The sequence below is a fragment of the Streptomyces sp. NPDC006335 genome (assembly GCF_040612795.1).
GTDB lineage: Bacteria > Actinomycetota > Actinomycetes > Streptomycetales > Streptomycetaceae > Streptomyces.
The window spans coordinates 166,348-185,573 of the sequence record NZ_JBEXQX010000009.1 but is presented as its reverse complement, the minus strand read 5'-3'; the positions used below and the strand labels follow the sequence as shown (position 1 = coordinate 185,573).

The window sequence follows — 19,226 nt, the reverse complement described above, 5'->3', positions numbered from 1 at the left end:
GCCCGAAGGAACCCCCGCCCCCGCCACCCGACCCGAACCGCGGCGCCCCTCCCCCCGTCGCGGATCCCCCGTTCCGTGTCCTGTTCGGGTCCACGCCCGGGGCCTGCTTGAGTGGGCCCTGCGGGCCGAACCCCGGTGGGAGGGGGCCGAGTTGGTCGAAGATTTCGATGGACTCGTCGTCGGGGCCGGGATCCGGGAGGAGTTCTCTGGCGGCGGCGAGGGCCTTGCGGGCACCCGTGGCCGTGCGGAAGCGGGCCTGGGGATCCGGCTGGAGGAGGCAGGCCACGACCTGCCAGAGCGGGTCGGGAACGCTCTGCGGCGCGCCCGGGGTGCCATGGGCCGCGAAGTACTGGATGAGCGCCTTGGAGTCGGGCTTGGCGCCCTCCAGGAGGTACAGCGCGACCAGGCCGACGGCGAACAGGTCGGCGGGGAAGTCCGGTTCCGCGCCCATCATCTGCTCGGGGGCGAGATAACCGGGCGTGCCCACGACGAGGTTGGTCTCGGTCAGCCGCGGTTCGCCCAGCCGCATGGCGATCCCGAAGTCGGACAGCCGCAACCGCGGACGGGCGGTGCCGGTCGCTTCGAGCAGAATGTTGGCCGGCTTGATGTCACGGTGCACGACACCTTCCGCGTGCACCGCGGCCAGCCCCGCGAGGAGCTGGTCGAGCAGGGTGCACACGAAAGCGGGCGGCAGCGGACCGTAGTCCCCGACCAGATGGACCAGCGAGCCACCGGCGACCAGATCCATGGTGAACAGGACCTTGTCGTCGTCGGCGGCCCAGCTCGCGGGCGCCAGGACATGGGGGTGGTCGATCCGCAGGGCCTGCTCGCGGACGAAGCGCAGCAGGGAGTGGGCGTCGCTCTGCAACAGCACCTTGGCGGCCACATACCTGCGACGCCGGTGGTCCCAGGCACGCCAGACGGCGCCGACGCCACCGCGTCCGATCGGATCGGCCAGTTCGTACCGGCCGGCGAACACCTCACCCATGACTGCGCGTCGCTCCTCCCCCTGCGGCTACCCCCGTTGCTTCCCCCTCGATGAGCGATACGACCCCTCGTGGCCTCCCGGATGAGAGATACGGCCTCGTGCTCCTCGTCTCTCGGCGGCCGACACACCCCCGTATGTCGCCCGCCGCCGAGGAGCGCGACCCCCTCGCGCTCCTCCGTGACACCTCACGGCCCCCCGGCCCGGCTGCCGAACCCCCTTCGACGACCGGGCGGACGGCTCAGTTCTGGTGGGACTGGTAGTGCGTGACCGCGTCGGAAGTGCGGCCGGCGCCGTAGACCCGGAGGAACTCTGCCAGTTCCGGGTGGGTCGGGGCGAGAGTGTCGGCCGCGTCGATGATGTCTCCGGCGGCGGCCACCGAGCGCAGCAGCGACTGGATCTCGCGGACGACCCGCTTGACCGTCGGCGCACCCGAACTGCTGGTCGTGGTCGTGGTGTTGCTGAGCACCGAGCCCCCCTGCGACTTCTTGATCTCGTCCATGCGCTCGGTCGCCTCGGCCGCGCTCACGCTGCCGTCCGCGACCTGCCCCGCCAGGTCCTGCAGCAGCTGCACCCGCTGCACCACGGCAGGATTGCCGATCTTCGCCCGCTGACCGCTCATGAGCTGCGACAGCATCGGAGCCGACAGGCCCAGCACCCCCGCCAGACGAGCCTGGTTCAGGCCCAAGTCGTCTATGAGCTTACGGAAGAGCGCCCCCAGCGGCTCCCCATACCAGTTCCGCTGCAGTTCCCGCGCTCTTGCGGTCGCTTCCTGCTGTGCGGCGTCCATGTGCGTCTCCCCATCGCTTCCCCAAAAAACCGTGGTTCGCGACAGCGAACCACGCCGAGCATCTTACGGAGAGTGGTCGTTCGCGGGGACCCCCAATCTTTTTGCGGAATACCGGGGGTGACCCGGTACTCTGGTCTGCGGCGCCCACCGGCAAGTGGTTCTTGCGGCGGACGTCCCTCTTCCCGGGGCCTTAGCTCAGTTGGTAGAGCGCTGTCTTTGCATGGCAGATGTCAGGGGTTCGACTCCCCTAGGCTCCACACCAGGAGACCCCTCCGACCTGCGGATACGCGGGCGGAGGGGTTTTTCGTACGCAGACACGCCCTCGCCGCCCCCGCGGACCCGAGCCGGTGCCGCGCGGAGCACACACACCGGGGCCACCGGCGGTGGACACCCCGCACCGGCCCCCGCACCGGACTACCCCATCAGCGACCGGTACACCGCCGACGACCTCGGATGCGCCCGGCAGCCCCACACACCGTGCGGGCAGTAGTCGGTGATGGCCTGATACAGAGGACGCTGCTCGGCGAACCAGGTGAGCATGCCGCGCATGTACGCCGGGTCGTCGCCGTTCTCGTACAGCCCCCACTCCTGGTACGAGAACGGTTTGCCGTGGGCCCGGGCGAAGCGGACATGAGCGCGCAGGCCGTACGGCTCGGACACCTGATCGGCGAAGCGCAGACCGCGCGGGGCGTCGTAGGCGTCCATGCCGATGACGTCGACGACCTCGTCCCCCGGATAACAGCGCGGCCACGGGATCGCGTCGCGACCCCGGTTGGGCGTGAACTCGAAGCGGAAGCGCTCACCGGGCACCGACCGCATGGCACGCACGATCCTCGACCAGTACGCCCTCCACGCGGCCGGATCCGGGCCGCAGCGGTGCGTGTACGTCGTGCCGTTCATCTCCCAGCCGAGGACGACGATCGTGTCCGGGACACCCAGAACCGTCAACCGACGGGCCAGCGCGCGAAAATGGCCGTCATAAGCGCCGCCCGCCCCGCGCCGAAGCTCGGCACGGACCACGCGGTCCGGCAGATGAGCCTCCGTACGCTCCAGCATCGGCACGTTCAGGACGAACATCCGCCGCGGATCGGCCCGGCGCCAGGCCGCCCAGGACTCCAGGTACCCCGGCGCCCCCTCGATGTTGCTCCACCGGTCCCCGGGCAGATACACATGCCCGACCCGCGGCGCGGGACCGCCCAGCCAGACACCCAGTGCGCCAAGCCGCCCCACGTCGGCGGACTCGTAGCCGACGTAAGCGCCGTACGCGGAAGCCGCCGCCGGCTCAGGGGCGCGGGCGGTGCAGGCCGAGACCAGGAACAACAGGACGGCGGCCAGGGCCAACGGCCCGCGACGCGAGAGCTTCATCAGGGCGGCCGTCCATCCGGTGCGAAGACATGTCCCCGCGACTGTGACGCACGACAGCCCTGCCGCACCCGCACGGCCACACCGTCGAGTGAACACAGCGGTGGGGCGGAGAACCTCCGCCCCACCAGTGGTACACGCCGATACCGGCGTCAGCGCCCTTCGTCGTGCTTCGCGGCGTCCTCCTCGGCCTCCTTCGCCTGGACCTCCGGGTCCAGAACCGACTGGCCGGTGCCGTCCACAGACGTCAGCCGACCCGTCTCGGGCACCTCGGTCGCGGCGGGCGGCTCGACCAACCAGTCAGGGTTGGCCTGCTTGTCCCACCACTTCCAGGCGGCGAAGGCGCCCCCCGCGACAATGCCCGCCACCGCCAACGCCTTGGCGAGACGTCCAGCGCGGGCCCGCCGCTCATGCTTGCGGACCAGCTTCTGGACCTCCTTGGGCGTGATCTGGCCGCGCAGCGCGGCCAGAGCGGCCACGCTCCGCGCCGTGGCCTCCTCGCGGACCGGACCGGCCGCAGCAACGGCCTGCTCGATCCTCGGACGGGAGTAGTCGGCGGCCTGCCGAGCTGCCTTACGGGTGCGCTCGGCGGCCTCATGGGCGGCCTGGTCGACCTTCGGCGGAACATGCGTACGAGCCTGCTCCAGACGCGGCACGACATAAACGCCGTACTGGACACGCGCCTGCTCAGCCGCCTGCGAGACCTTCGGCGCGAGCCGTACGCGTGCCTCCGTCGCGTAGTGCGAGGCCTTGTCCTTGGCCGTGTCGGCGTAGGGCGCCACCGCTTCCGCGGCGTGCAGCACGCTTTCCTTCGCCGAACCGGTCGCGGCGCGCACGCTGTCGATGCGGGTCACGGGATCCTCCTCCTCGGTGGCGTACGGTAATTCGACTTTCCACCCTTTTACGGATCATGCCTGCCGGAGTACAGCCCGGCACCTGAGGGCGGGCATCCGGATCAATAACGGATGAATACGTGGCAACAGGAGCTTGTCGACGACAATGCCACGGATCGCCGCTCAGCGCCCCTGCCCGGACCCTCCTCGGCCGGATCCGTGCGAGGATCGGTCGGGCACAAGAAGACAACGGAAGGCAGATCGTGGCCGAGCAGCTTTACGCCACCCTGAAGACCAACCACGGCGACATCGAAGTCCGGCTCCTGCCGAACCACGCCCCGAAGACGGTCAAGAACTTCGTCGAACTCGCCCAGGGCGAGCGCGAGTGGACCCACCCCGGCACCGGCGAGAAGTCCACCAAGAGGCTCTACGACGGCACGATCTTCCACCGCGTCATCAGCGGCTTCATGATCCAGGGCGGCGACCCCCTCGGCACCGGCATCGGCGGCCCCGGCTACGAGTTCGAGGACGAGTTCCACCCCGACCTCGGCTTCAACAAGCCCTACCTGCTCGCCATGGCCAACGCCGGCCCCGGCACCAACGGCTCGCAGTTCTTCATCACCGTCTCCCCGACGGCCTGGCTGAACCGCAAGCACACCATCTTCGGCGAGGTCACCGGCCCGGCCAGCCAGAAGGTCGTCGACGCCATCGCCGGCGTCAAGACCACCCGCCCCAACGACCGCCCGGTGAACGACGTCGTCATCGAGCAGGTCGTCGTGGAGACGCGCCAGGGCTGAGCCCGGCCGACCATCACGCAGGGAACCAAACGCCCCGCTCAACCGTAAGGATGAGCGGGGCGGTGCACGTGGGCACCACGACCCAGGGCGACTTAGGGGATGGCATGAACCAGGAGGCGGGCAGCACACCGGAGGCCCAGAACCCGCCTGGCTGCTACCGACACCCGGACCGTGAGACCGGCATCCGCTGCACCCGCTGCGAGCGCCCGATCTGCCCCGAGTGCATGGTCAGCGCCTCCGTCGGCTTCCAGTGCCCCGACTGCGTACGCGACGGCGGCGGCAGCGGACCCGCTCCGACCGCGGCCAGGCCCCGCACCATCGCGGGCGGCACGGTCACAGCCGACCCCCGGCTCCTCACCAAGATCCTCATCGGGATCAACGTCGCTGTCTTCATCGCCATCCAGGCCAAGGCCTCCCTGGCGACGGACCTCAGCCTCGTCGGTGCCTGGCCGCCGGCGCCGTTCACGCCCACCGAGGGAGTCGCCGACGGACAGTACTACCGCCTGGTCACCTCGATGTTCGCGCACCGGGAGATCTGGCACATCGGCTTCAACATGCTGAGCCTGTGGTGGCTCGGCGGCCCCCTCGAAGCCGCCCTGGGCCGCGCCCGGTACCTGGCGGTCTATTTCGTCTCCGGTCTCGCGGGCAGCGCCCTGGCCTATCTGCTGGCGAATCCGGTCGCGCAGACCCTCGGCGCCTCCGGTGCCATCTTCGGCCTCTTCGGCGCGACCGCGGTCCTGATGCGCAAGCTGAACTACGACCTGCGGCCGATCATCGCGCTCCTGGCGATCAACCTGATCTTCACCTTCGGCTGGAGCAGCATCTCCTGGCAGGCCCACATCGGCGGCCTCGTCGCCGGTCTCATCACGGGCTACGGCATGGTCCACGCGCCGCGGGAGCGCCGGGCACTGGTGCAGTACGGCACCTGCGCGCTGGTTCTGCTGGTCGTCGTGGGCATGACCCTGCTGAGGACCGCACAGCTCACCTGAGCAGGCAGTTGTCCACAGTGAGTGGCGAATCTTGTGCATACAGTGCGGGAACAGCTGTGCCCCCTGTCGCTGACCCGCGTTTATGCAGGTCAGGCAGGGGGCGAACAGGCTTGCGGACGCTGGTGGGATGGTCGTACCGGCGTCAACACCCGATGGGTTATCCACAGATCGTCGTCTTTTCCCCAGCCCAGCTGTGGAAAGTCAGCGAGTTGTGGATAACTCAGCGGATACCCCTGGGGAGAGCTACTTCCACTGGGTGGAGACGCCGAATCCGGCGGCGATGAAACCGAAGCCCACCACGATGTTCCAGTTGTCCAGGGCGTCGATGGGCAGTGAGCCGTCCGTCACATAGAAGACGACGATCCAGGCGAGCCCGATGAGGAACAGGGCCAGCATCACCGGCGCGACCCAGGCGCGGCTGTTCAGCTTGATGGCGGTCGCCTGCTTCGCCGGGGGCGGCGTGTAGTCGGCCTTCTTGCGGATACGTGACTTCGGCACGAGGGTCTCTCCTGTCGATGCGCTGCGTGGCCGCGCAGGTAACTGGTCGGGCTCGGGGCAGCGTACAAGGGGACACTGAGTGCTCCCCCGGGCGTCCGTTAGCGTAGTGCTTCCGTAGCGCCGAAGGAGATAAGGGTACGTTGAGCAATTCTGCCGACTCCCCCCAGTCCGGATCCAGTCCTGTCCGCAGGCGGGGTTTCCGGCCGGTCCGGGTGCTCACGGTGGGCGTCTTCGCTCTCGCGGGACTCATTTTCTTCACGAGTTTCAATACGGCCAAGGGCACGGACATCCGCACGGACGCCTCCATGCTGAAGCTCTCGGATCTCATCCAGGAGCGCAGCCGCAACAACGGTGAGCTCGACGAGTCGAACGGTTCGCTGCGCAGGGACGTCGAGTCGCTCGCCGAGCGCGACGACGGCAGCACCAAGGCCGAGGACGACAAGCTCGCGGCCCTGGAGGACCGGGCGGGCACGCAGAAGCTCAAGGGGAAGGCGGTCACGGTCACGCTCGACGACGCCCCGCCGAACGCCACCGCCAAGCTTCCCGGCTATCCCGAGCCGCAGCCCGACTACCTGGTCATCCACCAGCAGGACCTGCAGGCCGTGGTCAACGCCCTGTGGAAGGGCGGTGCCCAGGGGATCAAGGTCATGGACCAGCGGCTGATCTCGACCAGTGCCGTGCGCTGTGTGGGCAACACCCTGATCCTGCAGGGGCGCGTCTACTCGCCGCCGTACAAGATCCAGGCGGTCGGTGATCCGGGGAGGCTGAAGCAGGCGCTCGCGGACTCCAAGGCGATCCAGAACTACATGGTCTACGTCAACGTCTACGGTCTGGGCTGGAATGTCGCCGACGACGGCACGGTGACTCTTCCCGGCTACTCGGGCACAGTGGATCTGCAGTACGCCAAGCCAGTGGAGTAGGTCCCGGGGGAGCCGCCGGTGCGTGTCGTCGTCAGGACCGTCAGCGAGCTGTGCATCACCGTCGGCGCCCTGATCGTGTTGTTCGTCGCCTATGTGCTGTTCTGGACCGGTGTGAAGGCCGACACCGTCATGGACGACCAGATCGACCAGTTGCGGGACCAGTGGGCGCAGGGGAGCGTGCGGGAGCCGAAGGTGACGGCCGGCCCGTCCGCGTCTCCCGCGGAGCCGGCGCCGTATCGGAGCGGGAAGCCGTTCGCGATCATGTACATCCCGCGGCTCGGTTTCACGTGGAACAAGCCCGTGCTCGAGGGCACGGGGGTCGGCACGTTGAAGAAGGGGCTCGGGCACTACGCGGACACCGCGCGGCTCGGGCAGCGGGGCAACTTCTCGGTGGCCGGGCACCGGCGTACCTACGGCGATCCGTTCAAGGACTTTCCGAGGCTGCGGCGTGGTGACGCGGTCGTCCTGACCGACGGGACGACCTGGTTCACGTATCGGATCGACAAAGGGCCTTACAAAACAGTGCCCACCGACATTGAGGTGATCGATCCTGTGCCACGTAAATCCGGGTACACGGGGCCTGGCCGGTATCTCACGCTGACCACGTGCGATCCGGAGTGGGGACACAGTCACCGGCTGATCGTCTGGGCACACCTGGACTCCACACAGGCTGTGGAGGACGGCAAGCCGGTTGCCCTGCGCCGTTAGTCTGGTGCGGTGCGGCGTGTGTGTGGTGCCGTGGTGCGACGGAAGGGACGGCATGTACGGCTGGATCTGGCGGCATCTGCCGGGGAACGCGTGGGTGAAGGCGCTGCTCTCACTCGTGCTGGTCGTTGCTGTGGTCTACGTCCTGTTCCAGTACGTGTTCCCGTGGGCCGAACCGCTGCTGCCCTTCAACGATGTGACGGTGGACAACCAGTGAGCGCGCGCATTCTCGTCGTCGACAACTACGACAGCTTCGTCTTCAACCTGGTCCAGTACCTGTACCAGCTCGGTGCGGAGTGCGAGGTGCTGCGCAACGACGAGGTGTCGACGGCGCACGCCCAGGACGGCTTCGACGGTGTCCTGCTCTCGCCCGGTCCCGGTACGCCGGAGGAGGCCGGGGTCTGCATCGAGATGGTGCGCCACTGTGCCGCGACCGGGGTGCCCGTCTTCGGTGTGTGTCTCGGGATGCAGTCGATGCAGGTGGCGTACGGCGGTGTGGTGGGCCGTGCTCCCGAGTTGCTGCACGGCAAGACGTCGCTGGTGGAGCACGAGGGGCGTGGGGTCTTCGCGGGGTTGCCGTCTCCCTTCACGGCGACCCGTTATCACTCGCTGGCCGCCGAGCCGGCGACGGTTCCGGCCGAGTTGGAGGTCACGGCGCGGACGCATGACGGGATCGTGATGGGGCTCAGGCACCGTGAGCTGCCGGTGGAGGGTGTGCAGTTCCACCCGGAGTCGGTGCTGACGGAACACGGTCACCTGATGCTGGCCAACTGGCTGGTGGAGTGCGGGGACCAGGGCGCGGTGGCGAGGTCGGCGGGGCTCGCCCCGGTGGTGGGCAGGGCCACGGCGTGACGGCCCTGCGCCCTGAGCGCGAGGACTTGTACGGCGACGCGTCGTACGAGTCCTACGGTGGCGATCCTTACGGCGGTGAGTCCATCGGCGGTGCCGGCTATGCGGAGGGGACCTACGCCCAGGAGCCGTACGCCGAGGAGCCGTACGTCCAGGAGCCGTACGTCCAGGAGTCGTTCGGTGATGAGGCGCGCGGCGGTGCGGCGGCGCCGTATGTGCCTCCGGCCGACGACGAGACGGTGGCGTTGCGGATACCCGATCCGCCGCCACCCTCCATATCCGCTTCTGCGGCCTCTTCCGTCACATCCGCCACTGGATCCCCACAGGGTGGCCGTGCGGCCCGTAGAAAGGCCGCCAAGGGCCGTCATGGGCGGCATGGGGGCGCGGCCGCCCCTGAATCGCAGTCGGAGCAGGAGTCGGCGGACGGTAAGCCGCTCTCCCGTGTCGAAGCCCGCAGGGCGGCGAAGGCGCGCAAACCCGGCGCGGCCGTCGTGGCGAGCCGGGCGATCGGTGAGGTGTTCATCACCACCGGTGTGCTGATGCTGCTGTTCGTCAGCTACCAGTTGTGGTGGACCAACGTCCGGGCGCACGCGCAGGCGGACAAGGAGGCGAGCAGCCTCCAGAATGACTGGGCGAGCGGGAAGGGTGCCCCGGGCACCTTCGAGCCGGGTCAGGGTTTCGCCCTGCTGCACATCCCGAAGCTGGATGTGGTGGTGCCGATAGCCGAGGGCGTCAGCAACAAGAAGGTCCTCGACAAGGGCATGGTCGGGCACTACAGCCAGGGCGCGCTGAAGACCGCGATGCCCGACGCCAAGACCGGCAACTTCGCGCTCGCCGGGCACCGCAACACCCATGGCGAGCCCTTCCGTTACATCAACAAGCTCAGCCCGGGTGACGCGATCGTCGTCGAGACGCAGGACAAGTACTTCGTCTACAAGATGACGTCGATGCTGCCGGTGACGGCTCCGAGCAACACGAGCGTGATCGACCCCATCCCCAAGGGATCCGGTTTCACCAAGGCCGGCCGCTACATCACCCTCACCACCTGCACGCCGGAGTTCACCAGCAAGTACCGGTTGATCGTCTGGGGCAAGATGGTCGAGGAACGGCCGCGCAGCAAGGGCAAGCCGGATGCGCTCGTCCAGTAAGGGCAGATGACTAGTGGCAGCGACCACCGAGCAAGAGCAGAACACCGGCACCGCCGCGCCGCGCCGCCGCGGCACCGGCCGGATCGCCATGGCGGTCAGCGTCTTCGGTGAACTCCTCATCACGGCGGGCCTGGTGCTCGGCCTGTTCGTCGTCTACTCGCTGTGGTGGACGAACGTCGTCGCCGACCGTGCGGCGGACAAGCAGGCCGACAAGGTGCGCGACAGCTGGACCGAGCGGACCACCGGCGGCCCCGGGGCGTTGGACACCAAGAACGGCATCGGCTTCCTGCACGTCCCGGCGATGAGGAACGGTGAGGTCCTGGTCGAGAAAGGTACCTCGACGAAGATCCTCAACGACGGTGTCGCCGGCTACTACACCGACCCGGTCAAGGCCACGCTCCCGACCAGCGGCAAGAAGGGCAACTTCTCCCTCGCCGCCCACCGCGACGGGCACGGCGCGAAGTTCCACAACATCGACAAGGTCAAGAAGGGCGACGCGATCGTCTTCGAGACCAAGGACGAGTGGTACGTCTACAAGGTCTACGCCGTCCTTCCGGAGACCTCGAAGTACAACGTCAAGGTCCTCGGGCAGATCCCCAAGGAGTCCGGCAAGAAGAAGGCCGGCCACTACATCACGCTGACGACGTGCACGCCGGTGTACACGTCGCGGTACCGGTACGTGGTGTGGGGGGAGTTGGTCCGCACGCAGAAGGTGGACAGCGAGCGGACGTTGCCGAAGGAACTCCAGTGACAGGCCTGCTTTGAGGAGGTCTGTCACCTAGCATGACGAAGGCCCGAAGCCGCAACTTGCTCTTGCGGCTTCGGGCCTTTCCGCTTCGGCTCAGCCCAGTGCCTTCAGTCGGGCTCCCGCGCTCCACGTCTCCAGTTCCTCGCGGTTCACGGTGATGACGTCGCTCAGGTCGGCGACGGCCTGTGCTTCGTGGCTGAAGTTGCAGGTGGCGACGAACAGGGCGATGTCCACGCGGCCGATGGCTCGTGCGGCGCCCGCGAACTTCTGCATGTCGGCACTGGGCACGGTCGAGCGGCCGCCGCGGTTCTTGCACTGGACGGCGATGCTGCGGCCGTCGGGTGTGCGGGCGGTGATGTCGATGCCCCGGTCGGTCCGTGCCTGCCGTACGGCGACGTCGGTGCAGCCGTCCCGGCGCAGCAGGTCGGCGACGTGGTGTTCGAAGGCCTTCCACGTCATGGCGTTGATGGAGGCTTTGACCTGATCCGTCGGCGCCTCGCCTTCCAGGCTGTTGATGCGGCGGTGGTGCCAGCACAGCCGCTTCTCGACGTCCTCGATGTCCTGGCGGAGTGCGATGAGTTCGCGGCGGTGCTCGCCCGACGTCTCGATCAGGGCGTTGAACATCGGTACGACCGTCTTGCCGAGGATGTGGGTGATGCGTCGGTCGATGCGGTCGTCGAGGGAGCCGGTGTCCGTGTGGACAGGGTTGTCCACAGGCTGGGTGCGGGCCAGGTACTCCATGTCGAGGAGGTACACACGCACCTGACGTGCGACTTCGCTGTCGCGGAGGAGCATGGCGACGTTGAGGACGGCCCGGCGGGAGAAGAGGGCGAGGGAGGCGGAGCGCGACTGAGTCCCACTGAGTTCCTTGAAGGAACTCAGTTCTGAACCTGTCAAGACGTGGTACCCGTTGGTCTCCAGCTCGGCGCGGTGGTCGAGTACGAGGGAGCGGATGGCTGTGAGGCCGACTTCGAAATAGGCCGCCACCATCGCCGTGGTCACATGCATCCCGTCCGGCAGCAGTGACAGCACTTTGACCCGGTCGAGTACGTCGGTGCGTTCCAGTACGCCGTCGCGCAGGGACTTCGATTCCAGCAGTGCCGATTCGTTGATCACGTCTGCCCTTCCGTTCGTGGCCGGGGCAGAGCTTCGGCACCCCACCCCGATGGATCAACGAGTCGTCACATATGAAGACACGATCGGTAGGCGAACACGCGCACTGGCGGGGCGTAGGTCCATGACGAAGCCCCGCCGCCCGGTCAGGGACGGCGGGGCTCGTCTTCGTGCTCGGTTGTTGTGCGGCTAGCCGGTTCCGCCGCCGAAGAAGCCTCCGCCGTTGTTGCCGCCGTTGTTGTTGCCGCCTCCGACGCTCACCGTGGTCAGGTTGATCTGGGTGCTGCCCGGGTCGTCGACCTCGCTGCCCGGCTGGGGATCCTGCTGGGCCACGAGCGCGGTGTCGCTCTGGTCGCTGCCGTTCGCGAACTGGATGTTGTTGAAGCCGGCGCTGTTGAGGATCTGCCTGGCCTGGGCGACCGTGCGGCCCACGACCTGCGGGACCTCGGTCTTGTCCGCCGCCTTGCCGATCTGGATGTTGACCGACGAGTTCTTGTCGGCCTGGGTGCCGGCCTGCGGCGCGGTCGAGATGACCTTGCCGATCTTGTTGGTGTCGTCGGTCTCGACCTCGGTGCAGTTGCCGACGAGGTTGTTGGCCTGCATCTGTGCCTTGGCCTCGTCACAGGAGCGGCCGGTGACGTCCGGGACGGTGGACTTCTCCTCGGCCTTGGCGATGGTGAGGGTGATGGTCGACCCCTTCTCCACCTCCGCGCCCAGTTCCGGGTCCTGGTTCAGGACGGTGCCCGCCTTCTCGGTGGACACCTCCTGCTTGGTCTTGACGACGAACTGGTACTTGTCGTCCTCCAGCGTCTCCGTGGCCTTGTCGACGTCCTGGCCGAGGACGCTGGGGACGGCCACCTTCGGCGCCCCGGTGGACACCACGATGCTGACGGTGGAGTTCTTGTCGACCTTGGTGCCGCCGGTCGGGTTCTGCTCGCAGATGTTGCCCTTGGCGGTGTTCTCGCAGGCCTTCTGTGTGACCTGGCCGAGTTTCAGGTCGACGTTGCCCAGCTGGCTCTCGGCATCGGCCTGAGTCTGGTTGACCAGGTTCGGCACGGCCACCTGGTCGTTGCCCGCACCGCCGCCGCTGAAGATCCACTTGCCGATCAGGATCGCGCCGACGAGTACGAGGATGCCCGCCACGACCAGCAGGATCGTCGAGGTGTTCGACTTCTTCTGGCGGCGCCGGTCGGGGCGGTCGTCGTAGCCGAAGCCGCCGTCGTCCGGGCTCATGGGCGGCAGCATGGTGGTGGCGCCGGCGTCGGAGCGCAGGGCCGTGGTCGGCTGGTCGTCGGGGTAGCCGCCGTAGCCCACCGAGCCCATGGCCGCGGTGGCCGCGACCGGCTGGCCGTCGAGGCAGGCCTCGATGTCGGCGCGCATCTCGTCGGCGGACTGGTAGCGGTAGTTCGGGTCCTTGACCAGGGCCCGCAGGACGATGGCGTCCATCTCGGGCGTGATCTCGGGGTCGAAGACCGACGGGGGCTGTGCCTCCTCGCGTACGTGCTGGTAGGCGACGGCCACCGGGGAGTCCCCCACGAAGGGCGGCCGTACCGTCAGCAGCTCGTAGAGGAGACAGCCGGTGGAGTAGAGGTCCGACCTGGCGTCGACCTGTTCGCCCTTGGCCTGCTCCGGGGAGAGGTACTGGGCGGTGCCGATGACCGCGGAGGTCTGGGTCATGGTCATGCCGGAGTCGCCCATGGCGCGGGCGATGCCGAAGTCCATGACCTTGACCTGGCCGTTGCGCGTGAGCATGACGTTGGCCGGCTTGATGTCCCGGTGGACGATGCCGCTGCGGTGGGAGTACTCCAGTGCCTGGAGGATCCCGATGGTCATCTCCAGGGAGCGCTCCGGCAGCAGTTTGCGGCCGGAGTGCAGCAGCTCACGGAGCGTGGAGCCGTCGACGTACTCCATGACGATGTACGGGATCGAGACCCCGTCGATGTAGTCCTCGCCCGTGTCGTAGACCGCCACGATCGCGGGATGGTTGAGCGAGGCGGCCGACTGGGCCTCCCGGCGGAACCGGGCCTGGAAGGACGGGTCGCGCGCGAGGTCCGCGCGCAGCGTCTTCACCGCCACGGTGCGGCCGAGGCGCGTGTCCATGGCGAGGTAGACCTCTGCCATGCCACCACGGCCGAGCACCTGGCCCAGCTCGTACCGGCCGCCGAGGCGACGCGGCTCTTCCATAGCTTCCTACCAGCCCTCTCCGTCGGTCCCGACGGGCACGTGTGTGCCGTCGGAGGCTGCACTCCGGGCCTACGGTACCCGGCTTGCTTTGTGTGACCTGGCCAAGTGCGTCACCCGATACAGGACCGGTATCGCAACGTGCACCGTTGTGGAGGTGACGTGATCGGGGTCACTTCTTGGAGGCGATGACCGCCTCCATGACGCTCTTGGCGATGGGTGCCGCGAGACCGCTGCCGGAGATGTTCTCGCGGACCGCCTTGTCGTCCTGGACGACGACGGCGACGGCGACCGGAGCGCTGTCGCCGACCTTGGCGTAGGAGATGAACCAGGCGTACGGGTTCTTGCTGTTGTTCTCGCCGTGCTGGGCGGTACCGGTCTTGCCGCCGACGGTGACGCCCTTGATCTGCGCCGTCGTGCCGGTGCCCTTCTCGACGACCGTCTCCATCATCGACTGGAGGATCTGCGCGTTCTCCGCGGACAGCGGCTCGCTCAGCTTCTCCGGCTCGGTCTTCTCGAGGGTGTCGACGTTGGGGGCCTGGAGGGAGTCGACCATGTACGGCTTCATCAGGGTGCCGTTGTTGGCGACGGCCGAGGCGACCATGGCCATCTGGAGCGGGGTCGCGGCGGTGTTGAACTGGCCGATCGAGGAGAGCGCGACCTCGGAGGGGGCCATGTCGTCGGAGAAGACCGAGGCGCTGGAGCGGACCGGGGTGAACTGCTCCTCGGTGAAGCCGAACTTCTTGGCCTCTTCGAGCATCTTGTCGTTGCCGAGCTGGGAGCCGATCTTGCCGAAGACGGTGTTGCAGGAGTACTGGAGCGCGACCCGCAGGGTGGCGTTCTTGCAGGGGATGTTGCCCTCGTTCTTCAGCTCGGTCGTGGTCCCGGGCATGGTCCACGGCAGCGGGGAGTCGGTCTTCTCGTCGGCCGTCTTGTACAGGCCGTTCTCCAGGGCGGCGGCCGCGGTGATGACCTTGAAGGTGGAGCCGGGCGGGTAGACCTCGCGCAGTGCCCGGTTGAGCATCGGGTCGTCGGGGTTGTTCTTCTTGTCGAGCTTCTTCCACGCCTCGGCGTCGGCGTTGCTGCCGCCGGCGATCGTGGAGGGGTCGTACGACGGGTAGGAGGCCAGCGCCAGGATCTTGCCGGTGGAGGGCTCGATGGCGGCGACCGCGCCCTTGCCGCCCTGCTTCTTCAGGCCGTTGTAGGCGGCCTTCTGGGCGGCGGCGTTGAGGGTGGTGACGACGTTGCCGCCCTCTTTCGGCTTGCCGGTGAGCATGTCGAGGGTGTTGCGGAAGAAGAGCCGGTCGTCGTTGCCGGTGAGGATGCCGTCCTCGATGGACTCGAGCTGGGTGGCGCCGTAGGACTGCGAGACGAAGCCGGTGACGGGCGCCCACATGGCGCCGTCCTTGTAGGTGCGCTTGTACTTGAAGTCGCCCGAGGTCGTCTCGGCGTGTCCGGTGATGGACTTGCCGTTGACGATGATGTCGCCGCGGGGCGTGGCGTACCGCGCGATCAGCACGCGGCGGTTGTCCGGGTCCTCGCGCAGGGCGTCGGCCTTGACGTACTGGAGCCAGTTGTCGCGGATGAGCAGGGCGAGGATCAGGAGGCCGCAGAAGATCGCGATCCGGCGCAGGGGCTTGTTCATGACGGGCGGACCACCTGGGTCATCTCGGCGTCGGGGCTGGGGGCGGGGGCGGGTGCCGGACGGCGTGCGGTGTCGCTGATTCTGATCAGGATGCCGATGAGGGCCCAGTTGGCGATGACGGAGGAACCGCCGTACGCGAGGAAGGGCATCGTCATACCGGTCAGCGGGATCAGGCCCATCACACCGCCGGCCACCACGAAGACCTGGAGCGCGAAGGCGCCGGAGAGGCCGATGGCGAGGAGCTTGCCGAAGGGGTCGCGGGCGGCGAGGGCGGTGCGTACGCCGCGTTCCACGATCAGGCCGTAGATCAGCAGGATCGCCATGAGGCCGGCCAGGCCGAGCTCTTCGCCGAAGGTGGCGAGGATGAAGTCGGAGTTGGCGGCGAAGCGGATGAGTTCGGAGTGTCCCTGGCCCCAGCCGGTGCCGAGGGTGCCGCCGGAGCCGAAGGCCCACAGGGCCTGCATGGCCTGCTCGGAGTGGACGATGCCGTCGTTGCTGCCGTTGCGGCTGAGCAGGTACTCGTGCATCGGGTTGAGCCAAGCCTGGACGCGGGTCTGGACGTGCGGTTCGAAGCTGGCCACGCCGACGGCGCCGGCCGCGGACATCAGCAGACCGAAGACGATCCAGCTGGTCCGCTCGGTGGCGACGTACAGCATGATGATGAACATTCCGAAGAACAGCAGCGAGGTACCGAGGTCGGTCTCGAAGACCAGGATGAGGATCGACATCATCCAGACGACGATGATCGGGCCGAGGTCGCGGCCGCGGGGCAGGTACAGGCCCATGAAGCGGCGGCTGGCGAGGGCGAGCGCGTCGCGTTTGACCATGAGGTAGCCGGCGAAGAAGATCGCGAGGACGATCTTGGCGAACTCTCCGGGCTGGATGGTGAAGCTGCCGACCTGGATCCAGATCTTGGCGCCGTAGGTGATGTTGGCGCCGAGGCCGGGGACCAGCGGGAGGAGCAGCAGGACCAGGGCGCCGACCATGGAGATGTAGGTGTAGCGCTGCAGGACGCGGTGGTCCTTGAGGAAGACCAGGACGACGGCGAAGAGGGCGATGCCCATGGCGGTGTAGATGAGCTGGTTGGTGGCCTTGCCGCCGGCGACGTGGATCTGCTGGAGCAGTTTGGACTGGTCCAGGCGCCAGATCGCGACGAGGCCGAGGCCGTTGAGCAGGGTGGCCAGTGGCAGCATCAGCGGGTCCGCGTAGGGCGCGAACTTGCGGACGACGAGGTGGGCGACGCCGGCCAGCAGGCCCAGGCCCAGGCCGTAGCTCAGCAGTCCGGAGGGGACCTGGTCGTTGATGGCCAGGCCCACGTTGGCGTAGGCGAAGACCGGGATGAGGACGGCGAACACCAGCAGTGCCAGCTCGGTGTTGCGGCGGCTCGGTGCGCCGATCGCGCCGATCGTGGACGTGTGGTGCGTCGACGTGTTCGAAGTACTGCTGCTCATCGTGTGACAGGGCCTCTCACGGCTGGCCTACTGCGTACCGCAGTTCCCGACGACCTGCTTCTCCTCGTCCGAGAGGGTGGGGCCGGGGGTGGGCGTGGGCGCGGTCGGGGATGCGGAAGCGTTCGGGGACGGGGAGGTCGTGCTCGTCGGGGTGGGTGTGGCCTTGGACGCGAGGGAGGACTGGGTGGTTCCCGTGGTGCCGCCGGCCTGGCCCTCGCCCGTCTTGGAGTTCTTCTTGCTCTCCGCGGCCTGCGCCTCGGCCTGCTTCTTGCACGCGGAGGCCTGGACGCCCAGTTCGTCGATCTTCTTCTGGGCCGTCTTCAGGCCGCCCTCGGCGATGGTGCCCTCGACCGACTTCTGCTGGTAGGGCGGCAGGTACTTGAGTTCGATCTCGGGGTGGTCCTTGGACACCTTGGAGAGCGACACCCACGCCAGGTCCTGGCTGATGCCCCGGTACAGCGCCACGTGCTCGCCGTTGACGCCGACGTAGTACTGGGTCTGCGTCCAGCGGTAACCGCCGTACAGGCCGCCGCCGATGACGGCGAGGGCGAGGACCGAGTAGAAGGATCTCTTCAGCCACTTGCGGCTCTTGCCGGGCTTGACGAAGTCGTCGTCGGAGTAGTCGCCGAAGCCGTCCGCGGGGATGTAGCCGGTGGTGTCGGAGGAGCCGGGCCGGCCGTAGTCGCCGCCTCCGCCCTGTCCGTGGCCCTGGCGGCCGAGCCCGGAGGCGCGGCCCGCGGGGGTCTGCATGATGCCGTTGTCGTGGAGCTGGTGCTGGTTCTCGGCGACGGCGCCGACCACGACGGGGGTGTCGGAGAGCTGCCCGGCTAGGGTGTCGCCGGTGTCCAGGTCGAGGACGTCGGCGACGATGACCGTGATGTTGTCGGGGCCGCCGCCGCGCAGGGCGAGCTGGATGAGCTCCTGCACGGTCTCCTGGGGGCCCTGGTAGCTGGCGAGGGTGTCCTCGAGCGTCTGGTGGGAGACGACGCCGGAGAGGCCGTCGGAGCAGATCAGGTAGCGGTCGCCGGCGCGGACCTCGCGGATGGACAGGTCGGGCTCGACGTGTTCGCCGCTGCCCAACGCCCGCATCAGCAGGGAGCGTTGAGGGTGGGTGGTGGCTTCTTCCTCGGTGATGCGGCCTTCGTCGACCAGGCGCTGCACCCAGGTGTGGTCCTGGGTGATCTGGGTGAGGACGCCGTCGCGCAGCAGGTAGGCGCGGGAGTCGCCGACGTGCACGAGGCCGAGCCGCTGGCCCGTCCACAGCAGGGCGGTCAGGGTGGTGCCCATGCCTTCGAGCTGGGGGTCCTCCTCGACCATGGAGCGCAGTTGGTCGTTGGCGCGCTGGACGGCGACGCCGAGGGAGGTGAGGACGTCGGAGCCGGGGACGTCGTCGTCGAGGGCGACGATGGTGGAGATGGCCTCGGAGGAGGCGACCTCGCCGGCGGCGGCGCCGCCCATGCCGTCGGCGATGGCGAGCAGGCGGGGCCCGGCGTATCCGGAGTCCTCGTTGCCCTCCCGGATCATGCCTTTGTGCGATCCGGCGGCGAAGCGCAGTGACAGACTCATGCGCACCTCGCCTGTCGGCTCCGGGTACATCCGCACGGTGCCCACCCTCCGGTCGGGAGCGCGCCGGGGCCCGGGGTGGGGGCCCACGCCGCGTGCTCGCTCCGCTCGCGCCTATTCATGATGTAGCACTACTTCCGCAGCTCGATGACGGTCTTGCCGATGCGGATCGGCGCGCCCAGCGGAATCGGGGTCGGGGTCGTCAGCCGCGTTCGGTCGAGGTAGGTGCCGTTGGTGGAGCCCAGGTCCTCGACGATCCACTGGCCGTCGCGGTCCGGATAGATCCTGGCATGGCGGCTGGAGGCGTAGTCGTCGTCCAGCACGATGGTGCTGTCGTGCGCCCGGCCCAGGGTGATGGTCTGGCCCTGGAGGGCGACGGTGGTGCCGGTGAGGGTGCCCTCGGACACGACGAGTTTGGTGGGGGCGTTACGGCGCTGGCGGCCCCCGGTGGCCGGCTGCTGGCGCTGCTGCGGGGGCGCCTGGCGCTGGGCCTGCTGGGCCCGGCCTGCCTCCCGGCGCGAGCCGCGCTGGGTGACGCGCGTACCGAACAGGTCGCTGCGGATGACCTGCACGGCCACGATCACGAACAGCCACAGTACGGCCAGGAAACCCAGCCGCATGACCGTGAGGGTCAGCTCTGACATTGCCC

The 19,226-nt window shown here is 68.2% G+C and carries 18 protein-coding genes, 1 tRNA gene and 1 pseudogene; 9 read left to right on the top strand and 11 right to left on the bottom strand.

All coding sequences use genetic code 11. The features are described from left to right. Positions 1 to 91: 91 nt before the first annotated feature. Both ABZ098_RS25190 and ABZ098_RS25185 read right to left on the bottom strand, forming a co-directional pair. Positions 92 to 988 (bottom strand): annotated as a pseudogene (locus ABZ098_RS25190) (serine/threonine-protein kinase); the annotation flags it as partial. A gap of 238 nt (positions 989 to 1,226) precedes the next feature. After that, positions 1,227 to 1,775: a DNA-binding protein gene (locus ABZ098_RS25185; RefSeq protein WP_031036313.1), complete on the bottom strand. Its 549-nt coding sequence runs from the start codon at positions 1,773 to 1,775 to the stop codon at positions 1,227 to 1,229. A 184-nt stretch (positions 1,776 to 1,959) separates the two neighbouring features. On the opposite strand from ABZ098_RS25185, the gene ABZ098_RS25180 reads away from it, so the two are divergent. Continuing rightward, a tRNA-Ala gene (locus ABZ098_RS25180) sits at positions 1,960 to 2,032 on the top strand. A 157-nt stretch (positions 2,033 to 2,189) separates the two neighbouring features. Here ABZ098_RS25180 and ABZ098_RS25175 read toward each other — a convergent pair. Then, a complete protein-coding gene (locus ABZ098_RS25175) occupies positions 2,190 to 3,140 on the bottom strand; it encodes a glycosyl hydrolase (RefSeq protein WP_356594708.1) in 951 nt (316 codons plus the stop codon). A 149-nt stretch (positions 3,141 to 3,289) separates the two neighbouring features. Next, on the bottom strand, positions 3,290 to 3,991 hold the full coding sequence (locus tag ABZ098_RS25170) for a DUF5324 family protein (protein ID WP_356594706.1): 702 nt from the start codon (positions 3,989 to 3,991) through the stop codon (positions 3,290 to 3,292). 242 nt (positions 3,992 to 4,233) lie between these two features. On the opposite strand from ABZ098_RS25170, the gene ABZ098_RS25165 reads away from it, so the two are divergent. Together ABZ098_RS25165 and ABZ098_RS25160 are read left to right on the top strand one after the other, a co-directional pair. Beyond that, positions 4,234 to 4,767: a peptidylprolyl isomerase gene (locus ABZ098_RS25165; protein ID WP_356594704.1), complete on the top strand. Its 534-nt coding sequence runs from the start codon at positions 4,234 to 4,236 to the stop codon at positions 4,765 to 4,767. Positions 4,768 to 4,871: 104 nt separating this feature from the next. Further along, complete coding sequence (locus tag ABZ098_RS25160; protein ID WP_356594702.1) at positions 4,872 to 5,756, top strand: rhomboid family intramembrane serine protease; 885 nt, start codon at positions 4,872 to 4,874, stop codon at positions 5,754 to 5,756. Positions 5,757 to 5,999: 243 nt separating this feature from the next. On the opposite strand, the gene crgA is transcribed toward ABZ098_RS25160, so the two are convergent. Beyond that, complete coding sequence (crgA, locus tag ABZ098_RS25155) at positions 6,000 to 6,254, bottom strand: cell division protein CrgA (RefSeq protein ID WP_356594700.1); 255 nt, start codon at positions 6,252 to 6,254, stop codon at positions 6,000 to 6,002. A gap of 140 nt (positions 6,255 to 6,394) precedes the next feature. Between crgA and ABZ098_RS25150 the strand changes: the two genes are divergently transcribed. Genes ABZ098_RS25150 through ABZ098_RS25125 form a run of 6 tightly spaced genes read left to right on the top strand, consistent with a single transcriptional unit; the run spans position 6,395 to position 10,627 of the window. Continuing rightward, a complete protein-coding gene (locus ABZ098_RS25150; RefSeq protein ID WP_356594698.1) occupies positions 6,395 to 7,174 on the top strand; it encodes a DUF881 domain-containing protein in 780 nt (259 codons plus the stop codon). A gap of 18 nt (positions 7,175 to 7,192) precedes the next feature. Continuing rightward, positions 7,193 to 7,882 carry a class E sortase gene (locus tag ABZ098_RS25145; protein WP_356594696.1) on the top strand — a complete coding sequence of 230 codons (690 nt, stop codon included), beginning with the start codon at positions 7,193 to 7,195 and terminating at the stop codon, positions 7,880 to 7,882. Between the two features lie 52 nt (positions 7,883 to 7,934). Then, entirely contained in the window at positions 7,935 to 8,096 is a 162-nt protein-coding gene (locus ABZ098_RS25140; RefSeq protein WP_019324742.1) for a hypothetical protein, read from the top strand. Then, positions 8,093 to 8,731: an aminodeoxychorismate/anthranilate synthase component II gene (locus ABZ098_RS25135; protein WP_356594694.1), complete on the top strand. Its 639-nt coding sequence runs from the start codon at positions 8,093 to 8,095 to the stop codon at positions 8,729 to 8,731. Before ABZ098_RS25140 ends, ABZ098_RS25135 begins: the two co-directional genes overlap by 4 nt. After that, complete coding sequence (locus ABZ098_RS25130; RefSeq protein WP_356594692.1) at positions 8,728 to 9,876, top strand: class E sortase; 1,149 nt, start codon at positions 8,728 to 8,730, stop codon at positions 9,874 to 9,876. Before ABZ098_RS25135 ends, ABZ098_RS25130 begins: the two co-directional genes overlap by 4 nt. A gap of 13 nt (positions 9,877 to 9,889) precedes the next feature. Then, on the top strand, positions 9,890 to 10,627 hold the full coding sequence (locus tag ABZ098_RS25125; RefSeq protein WP_356594690.1) for a class E sortase: 738 nt from the start codon (positions 9,890 to 9,892) through the stop codon (positions 10,625 to 10,627). Between the two features lie 90 nt (positions 10,628 to 10,717). Here the strand turns inward: ABZ098_RS25125 and ABZ098_RS25120 are convergent, their stop codons facing one another. The 6 genes from ABZ098_RS25120 to ABZ098_RS25095 form a co-directional block, all read right to left on the bottom strand. Continuing rightward, a complete protein-coding gene (locus ABZ098_RS25120; RefSeq protein WP_356594688.1) occupies positions 10,718 to 11,740 on the bottom strand; it encodes a restriction endonuclease in 1,023 nt (340 codons plus the stop codon). A 186-nt stretch (positions 11,741 to 11,926) separates the two neighbouring features. Further along, positions 11,927 to 13,921 (bottom strand): Stk1 family PASTA domain-containing Ser/Thr kinase, encoded by a 1,995-nt coding sequence (gene pknB, locus ABZ098_RS25115; RefSeq protein WP_356594686.1) that lies wholly within the window; start codon positions 13,919 to 13,921, stop codon positions 11,927 to 11,929. 169 nt (positions 13,922 to 14,090) lie between these two features. Then, positions 14,091 to 15,563 (bottom strand): penicillin-binding protein 2, encoded by a 1,473-nt coding sequence (locus ABZ098_RS25110; protein ID WP_356594684.1) that lies wholly within the window; start codon positions 15,561 to 15,563, stop codon positions 14,091 to 14,093. Continuing rightward, positions 15,560 to 17,014: an FtsW/RodA/SpoVE family cell cycle protein gene (locus ABZ098_RS25105; protein ID WP_356594682.1), complete on the bottom strand. Its 1,455-nt coding sequence runs from the start codon at positions 17,012 to 17,014 to the stop codon at positions 15,560 to 15,562. The genes ABZ098_RS25110 and ABZ098_RS25105 overlap by 4 nt, the downstream gene beginning before the upstream one ends. Positions 17,015 to 17,041: 27 nt before the next feature. Next, complete coding sequence (locus ABZ098_RS25100) at positions 17,042 to 18,610, bottom strand: Stp1/IreP family PP2C-type Ser/Thr phosphatase (RefSeq protein WP_356595049.1); 1,569 nt, start codon at positions 18,608 to 18,610, stop codon at positions 17,042 to 17,044. Between the two features lie 98 nt (positions 18,611 to 18,708). Continuing rightward, positions 18,709 to 19,221: an FHA domain-containing protein gene (locus ABZ098_RS25095; protein ID WP_352387250.1), complete on the bottom strand. Its 513-nt coding sequence runs from the start codon at positions 19,219 to 19,221 to the stop codon at positions 18,709 to 18,711. Positions 19,222 to 19,226 lie beyond the last annotated feature (5 nt).